We start from the raw sequence: 20,086 nt of genomic DNA on the forward strand, positions 1-20,086 counted from the left end.
AACCCCGTCGTAGAACGACGGCTTTACTGTTAAATATGAGCATCGTTTACGAAATATATGCTAAAATGTGAGGTATGGAAAAAGCCTATTCTTACCGATTTTACCCGACACCAGAACAAGAGTCGCTATTGCGGCGCACTTTGGGCTGTGTAAGATTAGTTTACAACAAAGCTCTCCACGAACGAACACAAGCTTGGTACGAAAAGCAAGAAAGAGTAGGCTACGCTCAAACTTCTTCAATGCTAACCGATTGGAAAAAGCAAGAAGAATTAGACTTTCTCAATGAGGTAAGCTGTGTACCTTTACAACAAGGGTTAAGACATTTACAAACAGCTTTTACTAACTTCTTTGCTGGTCGTACTAAGTATCCTAACTTTAAGAAAAAACATCAGGGAGGAAGTGCCGAATTTACCAAATCAGCCTTTAAATTTAAAGACAAACAAATCTATTTAGCCAAATGCACAGAACCTTTACCTATTCGATGGTCAAGACAAATACCAGAAAGCTGTGACCCAAGTACAGTAACAGTCAGATTACATCCTTCTGGACGTTGGCATATTTCAATAAGATTTGATGACCCAACGATTAAGCCTCTACCAGTAACAGATAAAGCCATCGGAATTGACTTAGGAATTAGTAGCCTCGTGATTACTAGCAATGGCGATAAAGTATCTAATCCTAAGCATTTTAAAAAGCATTATCGGAGACTGCGAAAAGCCCAAAAAAATCTGTCTAGAAAACAGAAAGGGTCAAAAAATCTGGAAAAAGCAAGAATCAAAGTAGCTAGGATTCACGCTCAAATCACCGATAGTAGAAAAGACCATTTACATAAGCTAACCACTCAATTAGTCCGTGAAAACCAAACGATTGTGGTTGAGAACTTAGCCGTCAAGAATATGGTCAAAAACCCGAAATTATCTCAGGCAATATCTGATGTAAGCTGGGGAGAAATCATTCGACAATTAGCCTATAAATGCCGTTGGTACGGCAGAAATTACATCGAAATAGATAGATGGTTTCCCAGTTCTAAACGGTGCAGTAATTGTGGGTATATTGTGAAAGAGCTGCCGTTAAATGTTCGAGAGTGGGACTGTCCGAACTGTGGGACACACCATGACCGAGATATTAACGCCAGTAAAAATATTTTGGCCGCAGGGCTTGCGGTGTCAGTCTGTAGAGCGACCATAAGACCAGAACAGAGTAAATCTGTTAAGGCAGGTGCGGAACCCCGCAAGGCTTCCGCCGTGAGCGTCAGCCGAACGGGAAAGAAGCAGAAACCGTTCGGACCTCGGCGTGAGCTCGGTCGAACGCTGAGCTCACGGCCGAAGCCTAAATCGTGAGGTTTGGGAATCACCGTCCGTTTACGGCGGCGAGGATGTCAACAATGACAGTGTTAGTTCTCGTAGTATCCCTAGTTGTGTATAGTAGATTAAACCTCTTGCATAATTAATTTTTGAGGGTTCAAAAATGAGAAAAAAGGTTAAATTTTGTCAAGAAATTGCTTAAAGTTTTGTAAAGCCACTTGACTTAAAGACAGAATTGTGTACAATCGTTCATCGGTAATTTTACCCGGAGTGCTGTGTATGGTTTCATCAGTTCATCGTATGGCTTCTGGCGTTGAAACAAATTTTGTTTTAGAGCTAACCTTTGAGCAAGAGCAGAATGGGAGGATATGTCAACCATGTTAAGCACTGATCTAGAGATAAGACTAGCAGCTTTAGAAGCTGAAGTAGCACTGCTTAAGCGTTTGCTACCTACTGTCAGCGAAACTCCCTGGTGGGAAAAAATTGTCGGCACTTTTGCTGAAGATCCGGTTTACGAAGAGGCAATGCAGTTTGGTCAAGAGTACCGCCAGTCTCTAAAACCATTAGCCGAGGAAGCATCCGAACCCTGAAATGTATCTCCTTGACACCGATCATATTAGCATTCTCGATCGCGGGTGTCAACCGGCACAACAATTGCTGAAAAAACTGGCTGCTATTACGAGCAGCGAAGTTGCCACCACAATTATCACCTACGAAGAACAAATGCGGGGATGGCTCAGTTACATAGCCAAGGCAAATTCGATTGAAACCCAAGTTGTTGCCTATCGAAGGCTAGAAAAGCACCTCGCTAATTATCGCACGATTCCCATTGTCGGCTTTGATGAAAAGGCAGGTCAAGTTTTTCAAGAACTTCGGGTAACTTACCCTCGTTTGGGTTCGATGGATTTGAAGATTGCTGCTATCTCAATGGTTAATCAGGCTATCCTGCTGACGAGAAATCTCTCAGATTTTGGGCAAATTGCCGGTTTAAGAGCAGAAGATTGGACGATTACAAGCAACTGAATTACCTATGGAAAACCAACTTTTGCAGCGAATCACCCTCGATTTAAATATCTGTCATGGCAAACCTTGCCTTCGAGGATTGCGTTATCCTGTTGAATTTATCCTAGAATTACTTAGTTCTGGCATGAGTATCGAAGACATTTTAGCCGACTACGATGATTTAGAACGGGAGGATATTCTAGCGGCGTTATTGTTTGCCACTCGATTAACTCAGGTAAAAAGCATCTACCAAATTGCACCATGAACTTTTTAGTCGATGCCCAATTGCCAGTTCGTTTAGCTCGTTTTTTGCAAGCTGCTGGTCATGGTACAATTCATACTAAAGATTTACCCCAACAAAATGCCACGACAGATGCAGAAATTAACGCTCTTTCAATTCAACAAAATCGAATTGTCATTACCGAAGACAGAGATTTTCTTGATTCATTTTTGATTAATCAAGAACCTTATAAGCTTCTGCTAGTGACTACTGGTAATATTACGAATGTCGAATTAGAAGCATTATTTCAGAATAATCTAACCCAAATAAAAGCACTTTTTACTCAACATTCCTTAATAGAAATGAGTCGCAACTCAATCATCGTTCATCAATAATTTTACCCGGAGTGCTGTGTATGGTTTCATCAGTTCATCTTATGGCTTCTGGCTGGGATTTAGCAGTTAATAACCGCAATGGTCAACTCGCTCTTGTGGTTGAGGTCAAGTGCAAAACCAACGTATCCCAAGAATGGGCGGCAAAACTCCGACGCAATATTCTGGCACACGGTACTTTTGCCAAGGCTCCCTATTTTTTGCTGGTCTTTCCTGACAGATTTTACTTATGGAGTAATGTTGGGGCTTTTCAGGAGCAGAGTGAACCTAGTTATATGATTGATGCCAGTCCCATTCTTCAGCCTTATTTTCAACGAGCAGGGGTAACGAATGACCAAATTAGTAGGCAAAGTCTTGAACTAATTGTTGCTTCTTGGTTGGGAGAGATTATTTATTCTGAAAAGCCGCCTGAAGCTCTCGATGATTCTCAGCGTTGGTTGATTGATTCAGGGTTGTATGCTGCTTTAGCTGGAGGAAAATTTCAGCGTGAGGCAGCGGCGTGAATATCTATGTTGAAACAAATTTTGTTTTAGAGCTAACCTTCGAGCAAGAGCAGTGTCTAAGCTGTGAGCAGATTCTGCAACTTTGTGAAACAGGACAAGCCAAACTAATTATTCCAGCATATAGTCTAGCTGAACCTCACGAAAAACTGACTCGTCAAGCAAAGAGTCGTCGGGAACTTCAACAGTTACTAGATACTGAGTTACGTCAACTTTCACGCACAGCTTCTTATGCAAGTCGGATCAAGAGTATTCAAGATATTGCTAGTTTAATGGTGCAAAGCAATGAAGAAGAACGACATCGTTTTAATAAATATCGAGAACGCCTCCTCAAGGTAGGAGAAATTGTGGCACTTACTGCTGATATTTTAATCGAAGCAGCATCTTATGAAAAGATATATGATTTAACGCCACAAGATGCTCTTGTCTATGCCTCGGTACTTCATCATTTACGACGTTATCAGCCACAGCAGGCGTGTTTTTTGAATCGAAACTCAAAAGACTTTGATAGTCCTGACATTGTTGAAGAACTGAATCAATTCAACTGTAGGATGATTCCCCGATTTGATCGTGGTTACAGTTTTCTTCAGTCGCAGTTATCGTCCTAGTAGCTGAGATCAATCTTTTTGGTTGAGTTGAGTGCTTTAATACTTAGGAGAAAACTGCTCGATTCAATAATTTGAGCGAAACCCAACATTCTTTAACGACATCGTAAGAATCATTGATTGTGCCTCATTTCATCAAGGCTTCCTTCCCATTTAAGCTTACCTTTAAAGGCTTTAATTTTCTCCTGTTGTTTGAGCCGAATCAAAGTCTTAAGACCCAATTCAACAACTTCTTGTTTAGTCTTTAAACCAGTAGCTTTAAGAGCATCAGCCATGAGTTGGTCATCAATGATAATGTTAGTCATCATCCTATCCCTAGTTGTGTATAGTAGATTGTTAATATACACATTATATAGGGTTTGCTGAATAAATGTGAGATGTAAGCAAGGTAGAGATTTTGTGGCTTTTCTCGCAAAACAGGTGCAAGATTGTGAGAGAATCGTCGTTCAAAATCTTGCGTCTTTATCGGCCCGCGTCCTGTAGGGGCGAAGCATTCGGACAATAACCTATCGGTGAAACTGTAGATTTTCTATCCGAATGCTTCGCCCGTACTTTTTGCCGCATACCCTATTTAGGAGAAAACTGCTCGATTCAATAATTTGAGCCAAAACCCAACATTTTTAAAGACATCGGTGCAGTTTCCCGCAAGTGTCGCTCATTTTTGATAGACAAAAGTTATTGCTGTCACCCCAAACACAAGTTTACTGTCCCACTCGCCAAATTTTGATAGTTTTGTCCCAACTCCCACTAGCTAAATAGCGGCCATCGGGACTATATACCACTGACTCAACCCAGTCAGAATGACCGTTAAGGGTACGCAATTGTTTTCCCGTTGCTACCTCCCAAATTTTGATAGTTTTGTCCCAACTCCCACTAGCTAAATAGCGGCCATCGGGACTATATACTACTGAAGTAACCCCGTTAGAATGACCAGTAAGAGTACGCAATTCTTGTCCCGTTGCTACTTCCCAAATTTTGATAGTTTTGTCACCATTCCCACTAGCTAAATAGCGGCCATCGGGACTATATACCACTGACAAAACCCCGCTAGAATGACCAGTAAGGGTACGCAATTCTCTTTCAGTTGCCACCTCCCAAATTTTGATAGTATTGTCCCAACTACCACTAGCTAAATAGCGGCCATCGGGACTATATACCACTGACAAAACCTCACTAGAATGACCAGTAAGGATACGCAATCCTTTTCCCGTTGCTACCTCCCAAATTTTGATAGTTTTGTCATAACTCCCACTAGCTAAATAGCGGCCATCGGGACTATATACCACTGACCAAACACTATCAGAATGACCAGTAAGGGTACGCAATTGTTTTCCCGTTGCCACCTCCCAAATTTTGATAGTATCGTTCCAACTCCCACCAGCTAAATAGCGTCCATCGGGACTATATACTACTGAATTAACGGGGTAATAACCAGTAAGAGTACGCAATTGTTTTCCCGTTGCTACCTCCCAAATTTTGATAGTTGTGTCACGACTCCCACTAGCTAAATAGCGTCCATCGGGACTATATACTACTGACTTAACAGAATGACCAGTTGCAAGGGTTTTATCGAGAAAGCTAACACTAGGAAAATTAGAGATCAATAATTGAAGACTGGCGGGAAACTGCTTATATTTAAAATAACCATAACCTTGCGTTATTCCTACTCCTAATAACAAAACTCCACCAATAGCTATTAATCCATTTCTCAGATTATTATTTTTAACCGGTTGTGCTGGTGTTTTTTTGGGTACAGCCACAGGTGAAACTGGCGGAGAAGGATTAATCTTAGGAATAACTGGCGGTTGTTTTTGAGTTACAACAGGCTGCGGATTTGCTGCTGGTGGAGATGGTCTATTAGGAGTTATAGGAGGTAACTTTAATTGCCTTTCAATCTCATCCAAACGCTGTAAAATAACCCTAGTATTAGCCGGTCTATTCTTGGGTAATCTTCCCATCAACTCATCAATAAAATCCAACAATAACGGGTGAATATTTTCCGTTTCTTCTCGCCAAGGTAAAACATCATTAATCGGATCATAAATTTCTAAAGGATGTTTTCCGGTTAATAAATGCACAAAAGTTCGTCCTAAAGCATGAAAATCTGATTGAATCACTGCTTGGCCATGTTGTTGTTCATTGGGGGTATATCCGGCTGAGGTAATACCTGTTACCTGTTGACCTTTTACCTTTTGATGATAGGTTTGGGTTTCTTCCCTTGCTGTGCCAAAATCAATTAACACCAACTCGCCACTATTCCGCAGCATGATATTAGGGGGTTTAATATCTCGATGCAGCCAATTCTGTTGATGAATTTTATCGAGAATTAAAGTAATTTCTCTCAGCCATTTTAAGGCTCGTTTTTGACTTAACTTATCATACTGCTTTAGCCACTGTTCTAAATTAATTCCCTCCACTTTTTCCATAACTAAACAGTGTAATATTTTCCCTTCCCTTGTGGAATATTGAAAATAGGTATCTGCGCGAGGAACACCGGTGACATTTTGACGACTCAACTCTAATAAAACGTCATATTCCCGTTTAAATAATTCCACTGCCTTCGGTTCATTATTCCATTTTTCTTGTAATACCTTGAGGATTTTGGCTGTAAAACCTTCAAAAGCCTCATAAACAACGCCAAAACCGGTCGTATCACTCAATAACCGACTTACCCTATATTTACCATTTAACAACAACTCAGAGCCGCAACTTTGACAGTAACGAGTATTCGAGTTATTATTACTCGGATGGTCTGGTTGATAACAATTGGGATTAATACAGTAACAGGGTTTCATCTCGGCTATCAGTTATTTTATCGGGTGAATAATTGCAAGTTTTCCCTCCCTGACCTTGACAGCATTTTATCATAAGTAAGTAGTTATGATTAAATTGAAGAGAGATATTGCATTTTTCAAAACGTCGTGCTTTGTAGGTTGATTCATGAATCAACGCTCCCTAGGGACCTTTCACTCTCTCCAATGTTATTCTCTTAAATTCTTATCTGGCAACGTTTTTAGTCGATTTCTCGGAATAAATAGCTGAAAAACACCCCGCGCATTAGTTTTTCGGTGGGATGCATACAAACAGCTGCTGATATATCTGTAATAATTTAAGAGTCACTGATAATTGCTGATTGTCGGTATTTCTGCAAATGTGAGATGCAGCCAAATTATCCCCCCAAATTAGAAGGGTAAATTATCAAGTTTCTCCCTGATTTTACCCTATTCATTCATATTACGATAGGTAGCCACTGCCGAGGGAGAAATGCGATTGAGATAACGGAAAATCCAATATTTTAAGACTGTATCCAAGATAACGGGAAAAGTGGCAATAAAGAGAAAATTAAACTCGCGATTTTCCGGTAAACCGAAATGACGACTTAACCCTTCTAGGATCACTTCCCAACCGTGGGGAGAGTGGAAACCGACAAATATATCGGTAAAGAGAATAATTAAAAAAGCTTTAGCTGAATCGCTAAGATTATAGAGAATGCCATCCAGAAAAGACTTGACAATCTCGATTTCTCGACGACTAAAAGCGATAACAAACCCAAAGGCAATCAAGGAACAAATATCGGCGAAAATATTAGCAATCGCATTTAGACCTCGTTGGCGAAATTCTTCACTTAGTACCGCCGCTTTTTTAGTAATTTCTCCCTCGATTTCTTCGTTAGATAATTTGGGACTTAAACCAATCATACCTCGAAAATGTAAAGCTTCCTCAAATCTTCTCAATTCCGAAAAAGCCTCTTCTTCTAAATCCTGATTGATAAAAATAAACTGTTCCTGTTGTTGGAAATATTTATTAATCAAGGGGGTAATTAGGAAAGTTTTGGTTAATTGCTGGGTTAATAAAGGAACAATAATTAACAGTAAAATAAACTTGAGGGAAATGGCTGTTTTATAACGAGAATTGCGAAATTTCTTTAAAACTGCCTCCTCCGATTCCTCCGCTTGCGGATCGATTTCCTGTTTAATGCGATTAAAAGTGTTGACAAAAGAACGGGGTAAAACCCCCGGTTTTTCCGTAGCTTTTTGGGATTTATTACTTTTGATTATTTCCTCATCTTCAAGACTACCCGCCGCTAAAAAAGAGCGATTCCTGGAAGTTTTATTTTTGGCTGTTTCCTGCTCAAAATTTCGGTTCTGGAGACTTTTGGGAACATCTTGCAGATCTTCTTGCCAATAATTATCTTGATATTTTCCGATAACACTATCGATAAACTGAAGTTTTTTCAGACAAACATCTGTGGTGACAGTAATCACCCCATTATTAATTGTCGGTTGATTGGGACCGAAGGTATTCACGATCGAGCGACTAGCTTTAAACTCCGTCAATCTGACTTTAATTTTTTGCAGATAACCTTTAACTTCTGCGATAAAATAGGAATTAGTGCTGCTGCCATAATTCGAGAACCCATTCGCCACTTTTCGCCCTTGAAAATGCTTGTCTTCTATCTCCTTAATCTTCAAAGCTGCATGATACGCCTCATCTAAAGAACGTTCAGGAGTTTGTAATAACCATTGATTAACACCTTGCAAAATCCGATTAAGATTCATAGGAAACAATTACTTCCACAAGGGAGAAAAGCTAGAGTACCGATCAGTCATCTTAACAAATACAATCGAGAAAAAACGATGTCAATCATACCAATTTGGATCGAAGGTGGCACGCGATCGGGAAAAACCACCACTTTAGTCGGGGAATTTCGGCGCTGGGTGTCTCGCGATCGCTCAAAATCATCCCCCCTTCCTCGATCGATCTTAGTTTTCGCTGCCAACGATGATAATAAACGGGAATTAGCCGATCGATTAGCCATTGCTGTTAGGGGTAGCTATCCGATTCTCTGTAAAACCCCTTTAGGTTTTCTCACCGATGAAGTCATCCTGTTTTGGCCGTTAATTTTCGAGTTTTTGGGGCTAAAAGCGCAATTTCCCCGCCGATTACGCCCAGAAACGGAGCAGGAACTCGCCACCCGTCTCTGGCAACCAGCAATCGCCGAATTCTTCCAGCTTACTAGCATAAATGAATATCGTTTCGTCCGTCAAGTTCTCGATTTGTTACAATTAGCCGGTGCTAGTGGTGTTCCCGCAGAAAAGATACCCGAAAGATTAGCCGAAGGATTATCAGAAACAGATCTAAAACGAGTTTTAGCGATTAATGAGCAGGAAACACCGGAAAAAGTGGGAGAATTAATCATTCAATGGCGTGATTGGTCTCTAGAACGTGGTTTATTAAGTTATGGTATCATCTACGAACTCTATTGGCGCTATTTATTCCCTGATAGTCGCTATCAACAGCAACTATTAAAACGCTTCCGGGGAGTTTTTGCGGACGATGTGGACGATTATCCGGCTATTGCCAAGGATTTACTCAGTTTTTTCCTCGATCATGATTGTTTTAGCGTTTTTACCTACAATCCCCAGGGAAAAATTCGCTTAGGATTAACTGCCGATCCCGATTATCTACAAAAATTAGCGGCACGCTGTCAAATTATGCCATTATCTACCAATAACGGGTTAGCGGCTCAGTTTAGCGAGACGATTCTCTCCTTAATCAGCGACGGTAACTATCTTGGCAATCTTCCCGATCAATTCATCTCCCTACAAACCACCTCTCGCGCTGAATTGTTACGGAAGACAGCCACAGCTATTATTCAAGCAGTCAAGCAAGGAGCAGTAAAAGCCGAAGAAATCGCCATTATTGCCCCCGGTTTAGACGAAATCGCCCGTTATAGCCTGATGGAAATTTTAACTGGTGCCGGGATAGCCGTTCAACCCCTCAACGAACAACGACCCCTGATCAGTTGTCCTCTGATTCGGGCATTATTGACCCTTTTCGCCCTTGTTTATGAAAATTTGGGGCGTTTAGCCCCCCAAGAGGCCATAGCGGAAATGCTGGTGATTTTTAGCCGTTATCGCTGGGATGAAGAACAAAATTTAATTCCCGATATCGATCCGGTTCGCGCTGGATTAATTGCCGATCATTGTTATCAAGTGGATCTGGAAAATCCCCGTTTATTAGCGATCGAAACTTTTCCCCGTTGGGATCGCTTAGGACAAAAAGCTTGTACTGCCTACGAAAGAATTTGTCGCTGGATCGAAGGGATGAAAAAACGGCAGCAAGAAGCCAAACTTTTCCCGATTTTTGTCTTAAATCAAGCGATCGAACAATTATTAAACGATGGGGAAAATTTGCCCTTCGATCACTTGGCAGCTTTGCGAGAATTAATGGAAACTGCCCAACATTTTTGGGAGATTGATCGCCGTTTGCGTGAGAGTGAACCCTCTTTTCAAAGTCCCAGCGAAACTATTAATCAGTTTATCCAACTTTTGCGCCGTGGTACAATTACCGCTAATCCCTATCCTGTGCGACAATTTATTAAATCTTCCTCAGCAGTTACCCTAGGCAATATCTTTCAATATCGTTCTTTTCGTTCTAGTCATCGTTGGCATTTTTGGCTAGATTGTTCTTCTCCACTCTGGGAACAAGCAGGTGCTGCTACTCTTTTTGCTGCGCCAATTTTTTGGCGAGAAAGTCCCTATCAACGCTGGACAACAGAAGCAGAATTAGAGGAAAATCAGGCCCGTTTACAGAGAGTTTTAAGGGATTTATTGGCAAGGGTAAGCGAAAAAGTTATCCTCTGTCACAGTGATTTAAGTGTATCGGGAACCGATCAAACTGGACAACTTTTATCCTTAGTACAAGCGGCAAAAGAATATAATTACAGCGTTTCTCATCAAGATGAAGTATAACCTAAGTTGCTATTAAGGAAAACTTCCTATCTCACCATCACCAATGCAGCCTGGCGATGGATAGTAGAGAGAACTTGGTCTGGGTTGCATAAATCTAGAGGATTATGTGGGAATTAAGTAAGTAGTTATAATTAAATTGAAGATAGATTTTGTCTTTGATCCCCCCTGCCCCCCTTGATAAGGGGGGTGACGATAGGCGGGGGGATCTGACAGTTTTTAATACCTAACTACTTAATCCCTTTCAGGTAATCCCTAGAATTAATAGTAACAATCTCACCCCCCCTTATCCTGATCGGTTAGCCAAAAATTGTCACCTTTCCGATTTAACCCTCTGCTAACCAGCGCACGGCATCCTTAGCGTGGTAGGTTAAGATAATATCGGCACCCGCCCGTTTAAAGCTGGTTAAAGTCTCTAAAGTCACCCGTTTTTCGTCAATCCAGCCATTTAACGCCGCCGCTTTAATCATTGAATATTCCCCCGACACATTGTAGGCAGCCACGGGTAAATTAGTCATTTCCTTGATTCTCCAGATAATATCCATGTAAGATAGGGCAGGTTTTACCATTAACATATCTGCTCCCTCTAATACGTCTAATTCCACCTCTTTTAAGGCTTCCCTGGCATTACCCGGATCCATTTGGTAGGTTCTGCGATCGCCGAATTGGGGGGTAGAATCAGCCGCATCCCGAAACGGACCATAATAGGCAGAGGCATATTTAGCCGTATAGGAAAGAATCGGTGTATCACTATAACCCGCCTCATCCAATCCTTGACGAATTGCCCGCACAAAACCATCCATCATTCCCGAAGGTGCAATGATATCCACTCCCGCTTTTACCTGAGAAACGGCGGTTTTTTGCAATAATTCCAGAGTGGGATCGTTTAACACCCTGCCGGTTAAATCTCCCGTTTGCAGATAACCACAATGACCGTGGTTGGTATATTCACACAAACAAGTATCAGCGACAATGAGTAGATCGGGAACTGCCTCTTTAATTGCTGTGGCCGCTTTTTGCACAATACCATGATCGTGCCATGCTCCCGTCGCCTCTGTGTCTTTACTTTCCGGCAGCCCGAATAAAATAATCGCTGGGATTCCTAAATCACGCACTTCCTTGGCTTCGTCAACAATTTTATCGATTGATAATTGGTACACCCCCGGCATCGATTTCACTTCCTGGGCAATACCTTCCCCCGTTGTGGCGAAAAGAGGATAGATAAAGTCATTGGCTGTCAAGACGGTTTCACTCACCAGACGGCGCATTTGAGGGGTTTGACGCAGACGACGGGGGCGATGAATAGGAAACATAGTTTTTTGTGATTAAATCGGGAATCTTGTCTCGATTCTTTAGTTTAAATCTTTGCTGAGGATGAACACAAATCGATTCCGCCGGCAGCTGGCTGCCGGCAGCTATAGGCAATATTTAGTTATTTTGAGCTTAATCAAACTATTTAGGTCATTTTTGACCTAATAAACCTCTATCGTCGTTTTGAGGGCGAAAAATCAGCAATTTGACTAAAATTTAATCTTTATAGCGATCAATTTTGCTGTCGCCACCACCTCCTCTCTTTACAAAACTTTACCTCATCAGTTTTCAGTTCACTGATGGCTCTCTTGGATAGAGGTGCAAGCGTTCACCGATTACTGTTCACTGTTCACTGACTCCCAAAACCCATCTCCATTTGGGAGAAGGATCGTTTATTCTAGTAGGTAAGAGCGATCAATTCAGGATTTTTGCTATGGCCAACTTAGGTGATTTAGTCAAAAAAGCAGTTTATTTGGGCGTAGGCATTGCCGCTTATGCCGCCGAAAAAGCTGAAGTAAATTTACAAGAATTAAGAAATCAAGCCCAAAAATTAGCCGATGAGATGATTGCTCGTGGCGAAATAAACGCAGAAGAAGCGAGGAAATACGTCGATGAGTTGGTAAAACAGGCACAACAGCAAGCGGTGACAGCTAACGAATCTAATATTCCCCATGAACCCCGACGGATAGAAATCATTGAAGATGAGGAAGACACCAAGGCAGCCAATCCAAAAGTAGATGAATTGCGGCAACAGGTGGAACGTCTTCAGGAGGAATTACGGAAACTGCAACAGGATTAAAACCTATATTTTAGCGACAAATAATTAATTATTACTAGACAAGGGATGCAAGTATAAACATGGACGATTGGCAGAAAGATTTTTGGGAAGTGATCGAAACTGTCGCACTGGGAATTGAAACTTTTTTCCAAGAAGTAGCCCAAACTATCGAAGAAATTAATGAGGAAATTATCATCGATCTGGAACAGTTTATTCAAGAGGTTTTACCCCAGGAATTAGAAGAATTTTTTAACCTCGATGAGTCCCTATTTTCGGAATCAGATGAACCCTCGGATTTTACCCTCACTCCTAAGGTTAACCCCGATCCTAACACCCATCCTGCTTGTATCGGTTGCCGTAATTATCACGGCTATATCTACGGAGGCAATCTTCTCGTCTGCGGTTTCCATCCCTACGGTTGGGATAGTGATAGTTGTCCCGATTGGCAAGCAGAGGATTAATTATTTTTCTATAAAATCAGGTAGGGTTATTATCCCTACCCATAGCTTTTATCTCAAAGCAATTACCCATCATTTTTAGTTAAGAATTACCCTTGGGAGCATGGTAAGGTTCAGAATCAAAAGGCTGCATCCCCACATCGGGATATTCATCATTGCTGGGGCTAAAAATGCGAGCAAAAGCCTCTGTTAGGTACTGGACAAAATTGTGTAATGTATCCTTGATATTCATTGCTTTTCTCTCCAACTCTCGACAACAATCTCTTTTTCGGATCAGGTTGATTCACCCCTCCACCCCAATTATCTGACCAGAATCTCATCAATTGTTGACTTTTGAGATAATTCTTGAATAATCTTCATAAGACTTTATATTTTTTCTGGTTTATCTAAACTTTTATAATAATTCTTGTATTTTTGTCAAGGAAAAATTATTCAATTAAATCGCTGAACAAATATTTGATTGTTGTCCAGAAAGGTTTGTATCTTTGTTGATCATCTAAGCATAAATATCCATTGACAAAGACTTGTAATTGAGCATTATCTATCTCCTCATCCAAAAAAGGATCGATGGCTGCCTTACGAAGTGCCTTGAGTTTATTGAGGTTTAATCCCAACTTTTCGATAGTATTAATTGCTTTTTGATCATCTTCTTGTGCGGGTTTAATTGTACCATCATTATTAAAAGCAAAGTGAGACTCACAATCGGGATTAAGTGGAGAGATTAAGAGATTTTCATCAAACCAGTTATCTTTTAGATTACCACAGTGCCGAGGTTCACCAGTCCTAAGATTTGCCTGACAGGAACATAGCAAATTGGCATAATCTAATACCAATTCTCCAAAGTCTGACTACAGAAGTTTAATCCCCCTAAATCCCCCTTAAAAAGGATGACTTAAATTCGATGTGTAGTTTTCATTTAGAGAAATGGTATAACCCACATTCCGCACCCTCAACTGTCATACCATTTTTCTAAAGTAATGGCAGAGATGGTTAATTGCCCTCACCTCCAACCCGTCTCCTAGAAAGGGAGAGGGGAGTAGGATACCTGCCACGAATAAAGAAAAATGGTATCACATTGGCTGTCCCCCTCTAGGGACTTGAGAAAAATACGCCAGGGGGGTCTTGAGACCCCTAATTAGGGTTTGCTGAAAAAGTACTAGGCTGGGGTCAGGCAGAGGGCAGGAGGCAGCAGTTTCAGGCTTTGTTGCCCCTTTTTGTGCTAATTTTTGTACTACAATAAGGATAATGCCAGGTTTTTGAAAGTCCCAATCCTATTTTCGCAGCATGAACATCGGATTTTAACAGGTCAAAAGCCTTATTTTAAAAGGGTTTTACCATTATTCAGCCAGCCCCATATAGAAGCGATCAATCTTTGTGTCCTTCGTGTCTTTGTAGTTCGTTCCAGTCGCTCGCTGGCAGGACTGCATCAATGGAGTACATTTTACCCACCAAACTCAAGGAAGCCAATCACTCCTTAAGACTGCGTTAGAGTTGGAAGAAAAGAGCTTTTTGCCTTTTGCCTGTTGCCTTGAGAAGCTGATCACTGATCTGGGGTTCACTCAAGCAACTTCTTCAGCAGGACATCCACTTCCTCCAGGCCAGATTGATTATTTTTCAGCACATAAACCGCTCGCGCTTGCTTAAAAGCCTCCTCCGCCTCTCTTTTTCGTCCTCGGCCCGCGTAGGCCCGACCGAGATTAAGATAGACATCGGCGTTATTGGGGGCGATTTCGGCCAAATCTTGATAGGCGATAATTGCTGCAAGATAATCTTTTCTGGCCAGATGGATGCGACCGATTCCCGCTTGTGCTTCCAAAGATTGGGGCTGCAGGAAAACAGCCCGACGATAAAAGGGGAGAGCTTCGTCAAAACGCTCTTGTTTTTCGAGTAAAATCCCTATTTTTAGCTGAATTAAAAAATTTCCTGCATTTTGTCGTTCTATTTCTTTTAAAATCTGGGTTCCACCATTTAAATCGCCCTGTTTGAGCAAAAGGCTGGCCAGTTGCAATCTTATTTCACTATTGTTAGGGAATCTTTGCAGGGATTTCTGGAGAAAATCGAGGGCTTCGCTGCTTTTATTCTGTTCAATCAAGGCCTTACCCATGATTTCGTGAGCTTGCTGATTATTGGGATCGAGAGCTAAAACCCATTGGTAAACTTCGCCCGCTTTAGCATAGTTTTTTTGCCGTAATAATACCACCCCTAAACCGAGGTAGTGTTGGACGTTTTTCGGTTCTATTTGGATAGCGTAGTAGTAAGCGGTGGCTGCATTGTCATAATCGCCGATATTAGCCAAACTATAACCGAGAGCATGGAAAAAGTCAGGATTGCTCGGATCGAGACTTAAAGCTTTTTGGTATGCTTGGGCGGCGGCGTTATAATTCCCTTGCCGCGTTTGTAAAAAGCCGATCCCAGAGAAAATTTTGGCATTATTGCCATCAAGGGCGGCAGCCTGCTCGTAAACGGCTATAGCTTCCCCATAATTGCCATTTTTGACCAATTGCCGCGCTTGACGCAGTAGTTCGTTAACTTGTGAATTCTTGCTCACGATTGCCCCCGCCGGATTATCAGCGATCGCAATTGAGGGAGAGAAACAGCCCCCCGCGAGGAGACCGATGAGCAAGATTAAACGGGTAAATTGTTTCATCGCTTTACCTTTGTTAACGATTCTTAATTAAAGTTTATTGTAAATGCTATTGACAAAAATCAACTATTCTGCATCACCCTTGGACGAGATTATTGCGGGCCTCTTGGGCGACTTGGGCGCTTTTATCGCTGGTTAACTGGGTCAAAACAGCGATCGCCTCTTCCCCCCCTAAGCGGCCTAAAGCTTGAGCAAGACGATAGCGCAGTTGCCAGTCATCATCATTAGCCAAGGGAACAAGTAAAGAGACGGCGCGAGGGTCGCCTAGTTCCCCGAAAGCACTAACAGCGGCCGTTTTTACCAATTCATTATCGGAGTTTAGGGCGATTTCGAGCAGTTCAAAGCCCCGGGGTTCCCCCAATTCGCCCAAAGCGGCCACAATGCTAAATTGAATTAACCAGTCGCTGGATTGTTGATAGACGGCCACCAGATCATCGTAGGCTGCCGTTAATTTTAACCCCCCGATCGCATCGGCCGCGGCCGCTTTCACGTCTGCTTCGGGATCATGCAACAAGCGATCGCGTAGAATAGTTAAGGCCAGATCAGGATTCTGATGACCCAGGATATCTAGCTGACTTACCGCCGAATAACGCACCCTAGCGTTACTATCGTTAATTACAGGCTGTAACATCTCGAAGGCGATTTCTGGGGCTAAATAACGCAGTTGATTAACTCCCGATAAGCGATCGCCATAATCATCGGAATCGAGCAGCCGTTGCACGGATTCAGGGGAATAATTCATAATTTGATGACACCCTTAACAATTGGACTGGTATTAATTGTCCCATGAATAGTTATCGACTCCTGACTATTTTGATCATCTTTAGTTCCCCGGTTTTTTGGGGCTGTAGTCCCCCCTCTCCTATTAAAAAAGAACCGACGGCTAAAATAATCGTTTCTCCTTCTCCCAGTCCGATTATTTCCCCATCAGACATTAAAGCTGCTAATCGTTATCGTCAATTGGGATTACAGTATCGTCAACAGGGAGATTTTATCAAAAGTATTGAGGCTTTAAAAAAATCGCTACAGTTAAACCCCAATCATCTAGACGGGAGAGTAATTTTAGGATGGACACAACACCTAGCTAAACAACCTTTAGCGGCACAAACAACCCTCGAAGAAACGATTAAAATTGCTCCCGATCATGTGGCTGCCTATAATGCTTTGGGTATTGTTTATCTTGTCGGTGGTCATCTTGAAAAAGCCGTAGTCACTCATACTAAAGCCGCTAATTTAAAACCCGATAATGAAATCGCCTACTATAATTTATCCCTCGCCTATCATCGCTTAAAAGATTTTAATTCAGCTATTACTAACGCTGAAAAAGCAGTTAAACTAGAGCCGAATAATCCCCATCCTCTTGTGGCTTTGGCAATGATTTATTTAGACCAAGGTGATAGTAAAAAGGCTCGGGATACCTATAAAAAGGCTAGGTATCTAGACGGTCGTTATCGACAAAAATGGTTTCTGGCACACCTGAAGGAAGCGGGTTTTAGTCAGGAGCAAATTAAATTAGTCGAAAAGTTACTATCCGAGATTTAAAAATTATTATTTCCCCTCAAGATGCCTGTCGATGTCCCAGTTTTAGGAAAATAGTTTCTAAATCTTCGCGGCAAGTATAGAATTCGCTTAAATTCAGACCAGAAACCACTAAAGATTTCAACAATTCAGCACTATCTTCTAGGGTTCCCGTAAATTTAACCCGGAGAGTATTAGTATTAATAATTCTTTGCCAACTTTCCACAAAAACACATTGTTTAAGAGCGGTTTCTAAGGCTTCTAAATTGCCTAGAGTCGTGATCTGCAAGTATTGGCCGGCTAGACGTTGATTTAATTCCTCTAAAGAGGTGCTTTCCACTAGATAACCTAATTCCATTATACCCACAGAACTACAAAGTTCCGCTAAATCACTAAGGACATGGGAGGAAATTAAAATAGTCATACCCGCCGATTGTAAGACTTTAATAATCTCACGAAATTGTAGGCGAGCGATCGGGTCTAATCCAGAAACTGGTTCATCGAGAAGTAAAATTAAAGGTTCATGGATAATCGTTCGTGCTAAACTTAAACGTTGTTTCATCCCCCTGGACAAAGTAGCGATCGAATTATGGCTTTTATTGGTTAATTGTACCAGTTCTAGAACCTCATAAATGCGGCGATGACGTTGGGAGCGCGGGATATGATAAAGACGGGCAAAATAATCCAGATAATTCCAGACATTTAGGTCATCGTAGAGAGGAAAATTATCGGGTAGATAACCTAAATTTCTTTTCAGACGGGGATTAATCTCATCTCTTAAAAGACGTTCTCCGTGCAGATATATTTCTCCCGTTGTCGGTTCTTCCGCTGCCGCTAACATCCTAATTAAAGTGGTTTTTCCCGCTCCATTTGGACCGATTAACCCGTAAACTTCCCCCGCTTCAATCTGTAAATCCACTTGATTAACAGCCCCATGGCGGTCAAATTGTTTGGTTAAACAAACGGTGGCAATGGCTAATTCTGGTGGGTTCATAAAGTTTTTTAGTTAGGTTCTGAGGGTGACTCGCTAATCACGAATAGAGAGTTTATCTCCCATGACTTCCAGATTAAAGGTAATGCGCGTCAGGGTTTTCACGGTTGTTGTCAATTGTGGTCAAATTGTTTGAGCCTTTGTTACTTTTTGTGATCAATTAAAGCAAGCAAACAGCTTAAATTGTCTCATCAATTTTTTGATAATTGACCACTGTTACATTTGGTAAATCGAGGAGTTGATCAAAATTTATCCACATAACCCACCTCCTATTCTGTATTGATATTATAACATCCTCACACAGAACCTAGAAGAGCCGCCTCATCTTCTGACCATTAATAATTGATCGGTAAATACCTTGTATAAGAAGAGTCTAGGCGAAAAAAAGCCAAAAAGTAGCGGAATGTATAGCGCGCCACTACATCTCAGAAAAAACCTCTTACAATAGAGACAAAAGTGATCGGAGATCAATGGGGGTGAACGTCATGTTAGTGATTTTAACCGACGAACACATTCTCGATACGGGTTCTGTGTGTCAGGGCTGTCTTTTAGCCAACCAGCAGGGGCAACCCCGGTGGCGAGAGGGTAAACTAGGCTGTGGTCACTCCTTGGGCAAAGGGGGCAGCCAACAGCCCAATCTCTACGAGTGTCAGATGGGCTTTACAATTGCTAATATTGAAGGCTAATCAGACCTTTTAAATGATTAACTTAGAGTTGAATTAGGGGGGTTTTCTTGGGACTCGGAGGAGAGAATCAAGGCTATTGCTCATCCCCAATTCAGCTTAGATACAATGACAATAATGGCTAAGGGTTTCGTAGCATTGATCGTAGGCTTTTTGGGCTTGGGTTAAAACATCGTCGGAAATTTCTATATCTAATTTTCTGGCTTGTTTGATAATTTTACCCGCTTTGATATTCTCGGAAGAATCTCCTATACCACGGCTGCCAGTAGTGTTTAAAACTCGATATTCTTCAGAAAATCCCGTTTTAGTATCGAGATGACTCTGTAAACTATTAAACACCAATTGACTTTGGTTTAATACTTGATCGTGGGTGATAAATAAACTCTTTTCTTTGCTGTTAATTAATCGAGCATAACTTTCTAAGGTGGCTAAACGACCAGTATAATAACCCAGGGCTTGCTGCTCATTGTGATGGGGTTTAATATCTAGAATACTAGCTAAAGTGCGCTTCGGTTCTCGTAGTAAAAATATGGTCTTAACCGCATCAGATTGCAAAAAACTATGATATAAAAACTTCTCATCGTGAAGAACTTTATCTAAAATATATTTATGATTCATGTTTAAATCTTTCAAACGCCAGTAGAGTTTAAACATTAAAGTTTTAAAATCCTGTTCACTCTCATAAACCAGATGAGTTTCGCCAAAACCGATAATTTCAGGATTAGAATTGAGGATATGGGTCAATAAAGACGAACCCGATCGCATATGGCTAAGAATAAATAAAACCTGATAGGGTTGGGGACGAAAGAGAATTTTATAGGGGTCTTTGGGTATATCAATGCGTGCCTGAAAATACTTATAAGTTAAACGATGGGTTAAACCCTGCCAAGATTGGGGCAAGCGATCGAGGGCTATAGTCATAGGTTAA

22 protein-coding genes are annotated in these 20,086 nt (G+C 41.4%); 12 read left to right on the forward strand and 10 right to left on the reverse strand.

What is annotated here, in order from left to right:
• Nucleotides 1-74: 74 nt before the first annotated feature.
• From ACOCD9_RS05720 to ACOCD9_RS05750, 7 genes are all read left to right on the forward strand, one after another.
• Nucleotides 75-1,340, forward strand: a complete 1,266-nt coding sequence (locus tag ACOCD9_RS05720) for an RNA-guided endonuclease InsQ/TnpB family protein (protein ID WP_419546707.1) — start codon at nt 75-77, stop codon at nt 1,338-1,340.
• Between the two features lie 341 nt (nt 1,341-1,681).
• Nucleotides 1,682-1,894 (forward strand): hypothetical protein, encoded by a 213-nt coding sequence (locus ACOCD9_RS05725; RefSeq protein ID WP_287703906.1) that lies wholly within the window; start codon nt 1,682-1,684, stop codon nt 1,892-1,894.
• A 1-nt stretch (nt 1,895) separates the two neighbouring features.
• A complete protein-coding gene (locus ACOCD9_RS05730; RefSeq protein WP_287703908.1) occupies nt 1,896-2,327 on the forward strand; it encodes a type II toxin-antitoxin system VapC family toxin in 432 nt (143 codons plus the stop codon).
• 7 nt (nt 2,328-2,334) lie between these two features.
• On the forward strand, nt 2,335-2,571 hold the full coding sequence (locus ACOCD9_RS05735; protein ID WP_002752166.1) for a DUF433 domain-containing protein: 237 nt from the start codon (nt 2,335-2,337) through the stop codon (nt 2,569-2,571).
• Nucleotides 2,568-2,921 carry a DUF5615 family PIN-like protein gene (locus tag ACOCD9_RS05740; RefSeq protein WP_287703911.1) on the forward strand — a complete coding sequence of 118 codons (354 nt, stop codon included), beginning with the start codon at nt 2,568-2,570 and terminating at the stop codon, nt 2,919-2,921. Before ACOCD9_RS05735 ends, ACOCD9_RS05740 begins: the two co-directional genes overlap by 4 nt.
• A 20-nt stretch (nt 2,922-2,941) precedes the next feature.
• Nucleotides 2,942-3,421: a hypothetical protein gene (locus ACOCD9_RS05745; protein ID WP_008207308.1), complete on the forward strand. Its 480-nt coding sequence runs from the start codon at nt 2,942-2,944 to the stop codon at nt 3,419-3,421.
• Nucleotides 3,418-4,026: a PIN domain-containing protein gene (locus ACOCD9_RS05750; RefSeq protein WP_002752169.1), complete on the forward strand. Its 609-nt coding sequence runs from the start codon at nt 3,418-3,420 to the stop codon at nt 4,024-4,026. The genes ACOCD9_RS05745 and ACOCD9_RS05750 overlap by 4 nt, the downstream gene beginning before the upstream one ends.
• Before the next feature lie 110 nt (nt 4,027-4,136).
• Here ACOCD9_RS05750 and ACOCD9_RS05755 read toward each other — a convergent pair whose 3' ends face one another.
• From ACOCD9_RS05755 to ACOCD9_RS05765, 3 genes are all read right to left on the reverse strand, one after another.
• The gene (locus ACOCD9_RS05755; RefSeq protein WP_419546710.1) at nt 4,137-4,331 is read right to left on the reverse strand and encodes a type II toxin-antitoxin system VapB family antitoxin; all 195 of its coding nucleotides are present in this window, start codon (nt 4,329-4,331) and stop codon (nt 4,137-4,139) included.
• A 393-nt stretch (nt 4,332-4,724) separates the two neighbouring features.
• Nucleotides 4,725-6,818, reverse strand: coding sequence for a protein kinase domain-containing protein (locus ACOCD9_RS05760; RefSeq protein WP_419546712.1), 2,094 nt, complete (start codon nt 6,816-6,818; stop codon nt 4,725-4,727).
• A 426-nt stretch (nt 6,819-7,244) separates the two neighbouring features.
• Nucleotides 7,245-8,582, reverse strand: coding sequence for a proton extrusion protein PcxA (locus tag ACOCD9_RS05765; RefSeq protein ID WP_287703916.1), 1,338 nt, complete (start codon nt 8,580-8,582; stop codon nt 7,245-7,247).
• Between the two features lie 78 nt (nt 8,583-8,660).
• Here ACOCD9_RS05765 and ACOCD9_RS05770 point away from each other — a divergent pair, with 78 nt between their 5' ends.
• Complete coding sequence (locus ACOCD9_RS05770; protein WP_287703918.1) at nt 8,661-10,778, forward strand: recombinase family protein; 2,118 nt, start codon at nt 8,661-8,663, stop codon at nt 10,776-10,778.
• A gap of 323 nt (nt 10,779-11,101) precedes the next feature.
• Here the strand turns inward: ACOCD9_RS05770 and hemB are convergent, their stop codons facing one another.
• Nucleotides 11,102-12,088, reverse strand: a complete 987-nt coding sequence (gene hemB / locus ACOCD9_RS05775; RefSeq protein ID WP_419546714.1) for a porphobilinogen synthase — start codon at nt 12,086-12,088, stop codon at nt 11,102-11,104.
• Between the two features lie 431 nt (nt 12,089-12,519).
• Between hemB and ACOCD9_RS05780 the strand changes: the two genes are divergently transcribed.
• The gene (locus ACOCD9_RS05780; protein WP_287703922.1) at nt 12,520-12,885 is read left to right on the forward strand and encodes a phasin family protein; all 366 of its coding nucleotides are present in this window, start codon (nt 12,520-12,522) and stop codon (nt 12,883-12,885) included.
• Nucleotides 12,886-12,944: 59 nt separating this feature from the next.
• Nucleotides 12,945-13,325, forward strand: a complete 381-nt coding sequence (locus ACOCD9_RS05785; protein ID WP_419546716.1) for a hypothetical protein — start codon at nt 12,945-12,947, stop codon at nt 13,323-13,325.
• 79 nt (nt 13,326-13,404) lie between these two features.
• On the opposite strand, the gene ACOCD9_RS05790 is transcribed toward ACOCD9_RS05785, so the two are convergent.
• The 4 genes from ACOCD9_RS05790 to nblB all read right to left on the reverse strand — a co-directional run bounded on the left by ACOCD9_RS05790 (nt 13,405) and on the right by nblB (nt 16,708).
• Nucleotides 13,405-13,554, reverse strand: a complete 150-nt coding sequence (locus ACOCD9_RS05790) for a hypothetical protein (protein WP_004163638.1) — start codon at nt 13,552-13,554, stop codon at nt 13,405-13,407.
• A 196-nt stretch (nt 13,555-13,750) separates the two neighbouring features.
• A complete protein-coding gene (locus ACOCD9_RS05795; protein ID WP_419546718.1) occupies nt 13,751-14,155 on the reverse strand; it encodes a retron system putative HNH endonuclease in 405 nt (134 codons plus the stop codon).
• A gap of 722 nt (nt 14,156-14,877) precedes the next feature.
• Complete coding sequence (locus ACOCD9_RS05800) at nt 14,878-15,969, reverse strand: tetratricopeptide repeat protein (protein ID WP_419546720.1); 1,092 nt, start codon at nt 15,967-15,969, stop codon at nt 14,878-14,880.
• Nucleotides 15,970-16,042: 73 nt separating this feature from the next.
• The gene (gene nblB, locus ACOCD9_RS05805) at nt 16,043-16,708 is read right to left on the reverse strand and encodes a phycobilisome degradation protein NblB (RefSeq protein WP_287703930.1); all 666 of its coding nucleotides are present in this window, start codon (nt 16,706-16,708) and stop codon (nt 16,043-16,045) included.
• Between the two features lie 44 nt (nt 16,709-16,752).
• Here nblB and ACOCD9_RS05810 point away from each other — a divergent pair, with 44 nt between their 5' ends.
• Nucleotides 16,753-17,508: a tetratricopeptide repeat protein gene (locus ACOCD9_RS05810; protein WP_287703932.1), complete on the forward strand. Its 756-nt coding sequence runs from the start codon at nt 16,753-16,755 to the stop codon at nt 17,506-17,508.
• A 16-nt stretch (nt 17,509-17,524) separates the two neighbouring features.
• On the opposite strand, the gene ACOCD9_RS05815 is transcribed toward ACOCD9_RS05810, so the two are convergent.
• Nucleotides 17,525-18,478 (reverse strand): ABC transporter ATP-binding protein, encoded by a 954-nt coding sequence (locus tag ACOCD9_RS05815; RefSeq protein WP_287703934.1) that lies wholly within the window; start codon nt 18,476-18,478, stop codon nt 17,525-17,527.
• 482 nt (nt 18,479-18,960) lie between these two features.
• On the opposite strand from ACOCD9_RS05815, the gene ACOCD9_RS05820 reads away from it, so the two are divergent.
• Entirely contained in the window at nt 18,961-19,161 is a 201-nt protein-coding gene (locus ACOCD9_RS05820; protein WP_002735656.1) for a hypothetical protein, read from the forward strand.
• A gap of 96 nt (nt 19,162-19,257) precedes the next feature.
• On the opposite strand, the gene ACOCD9_RS05825 is transcribed toward ACOCD9_RS05820, so the two are convergent.
• Nucleotides 19,258-20,079, reverse strand: coding sequence for a sulfotransferase (locus ACOCD9_RS05825; RefSeq protein WP_287703936.1), 822 nt, complete (start codon nt 20,077-20,079; stop codon nt 19,258-19,260).
• Nucleotides 20,080-20,086 lie beyond the last annotated feature (7 nt).

Origin of the sequence: Microcystis sp., from assembly GCF_048564745.1 — a bacterium.
Taxonomy (GTDB): Bacteria; Cyanobacteriota; Cyanobacteriia; order Cyanobacteriales; family Microcystaceae; genus Microcystis; species Microcystis ichthyoblabe_A.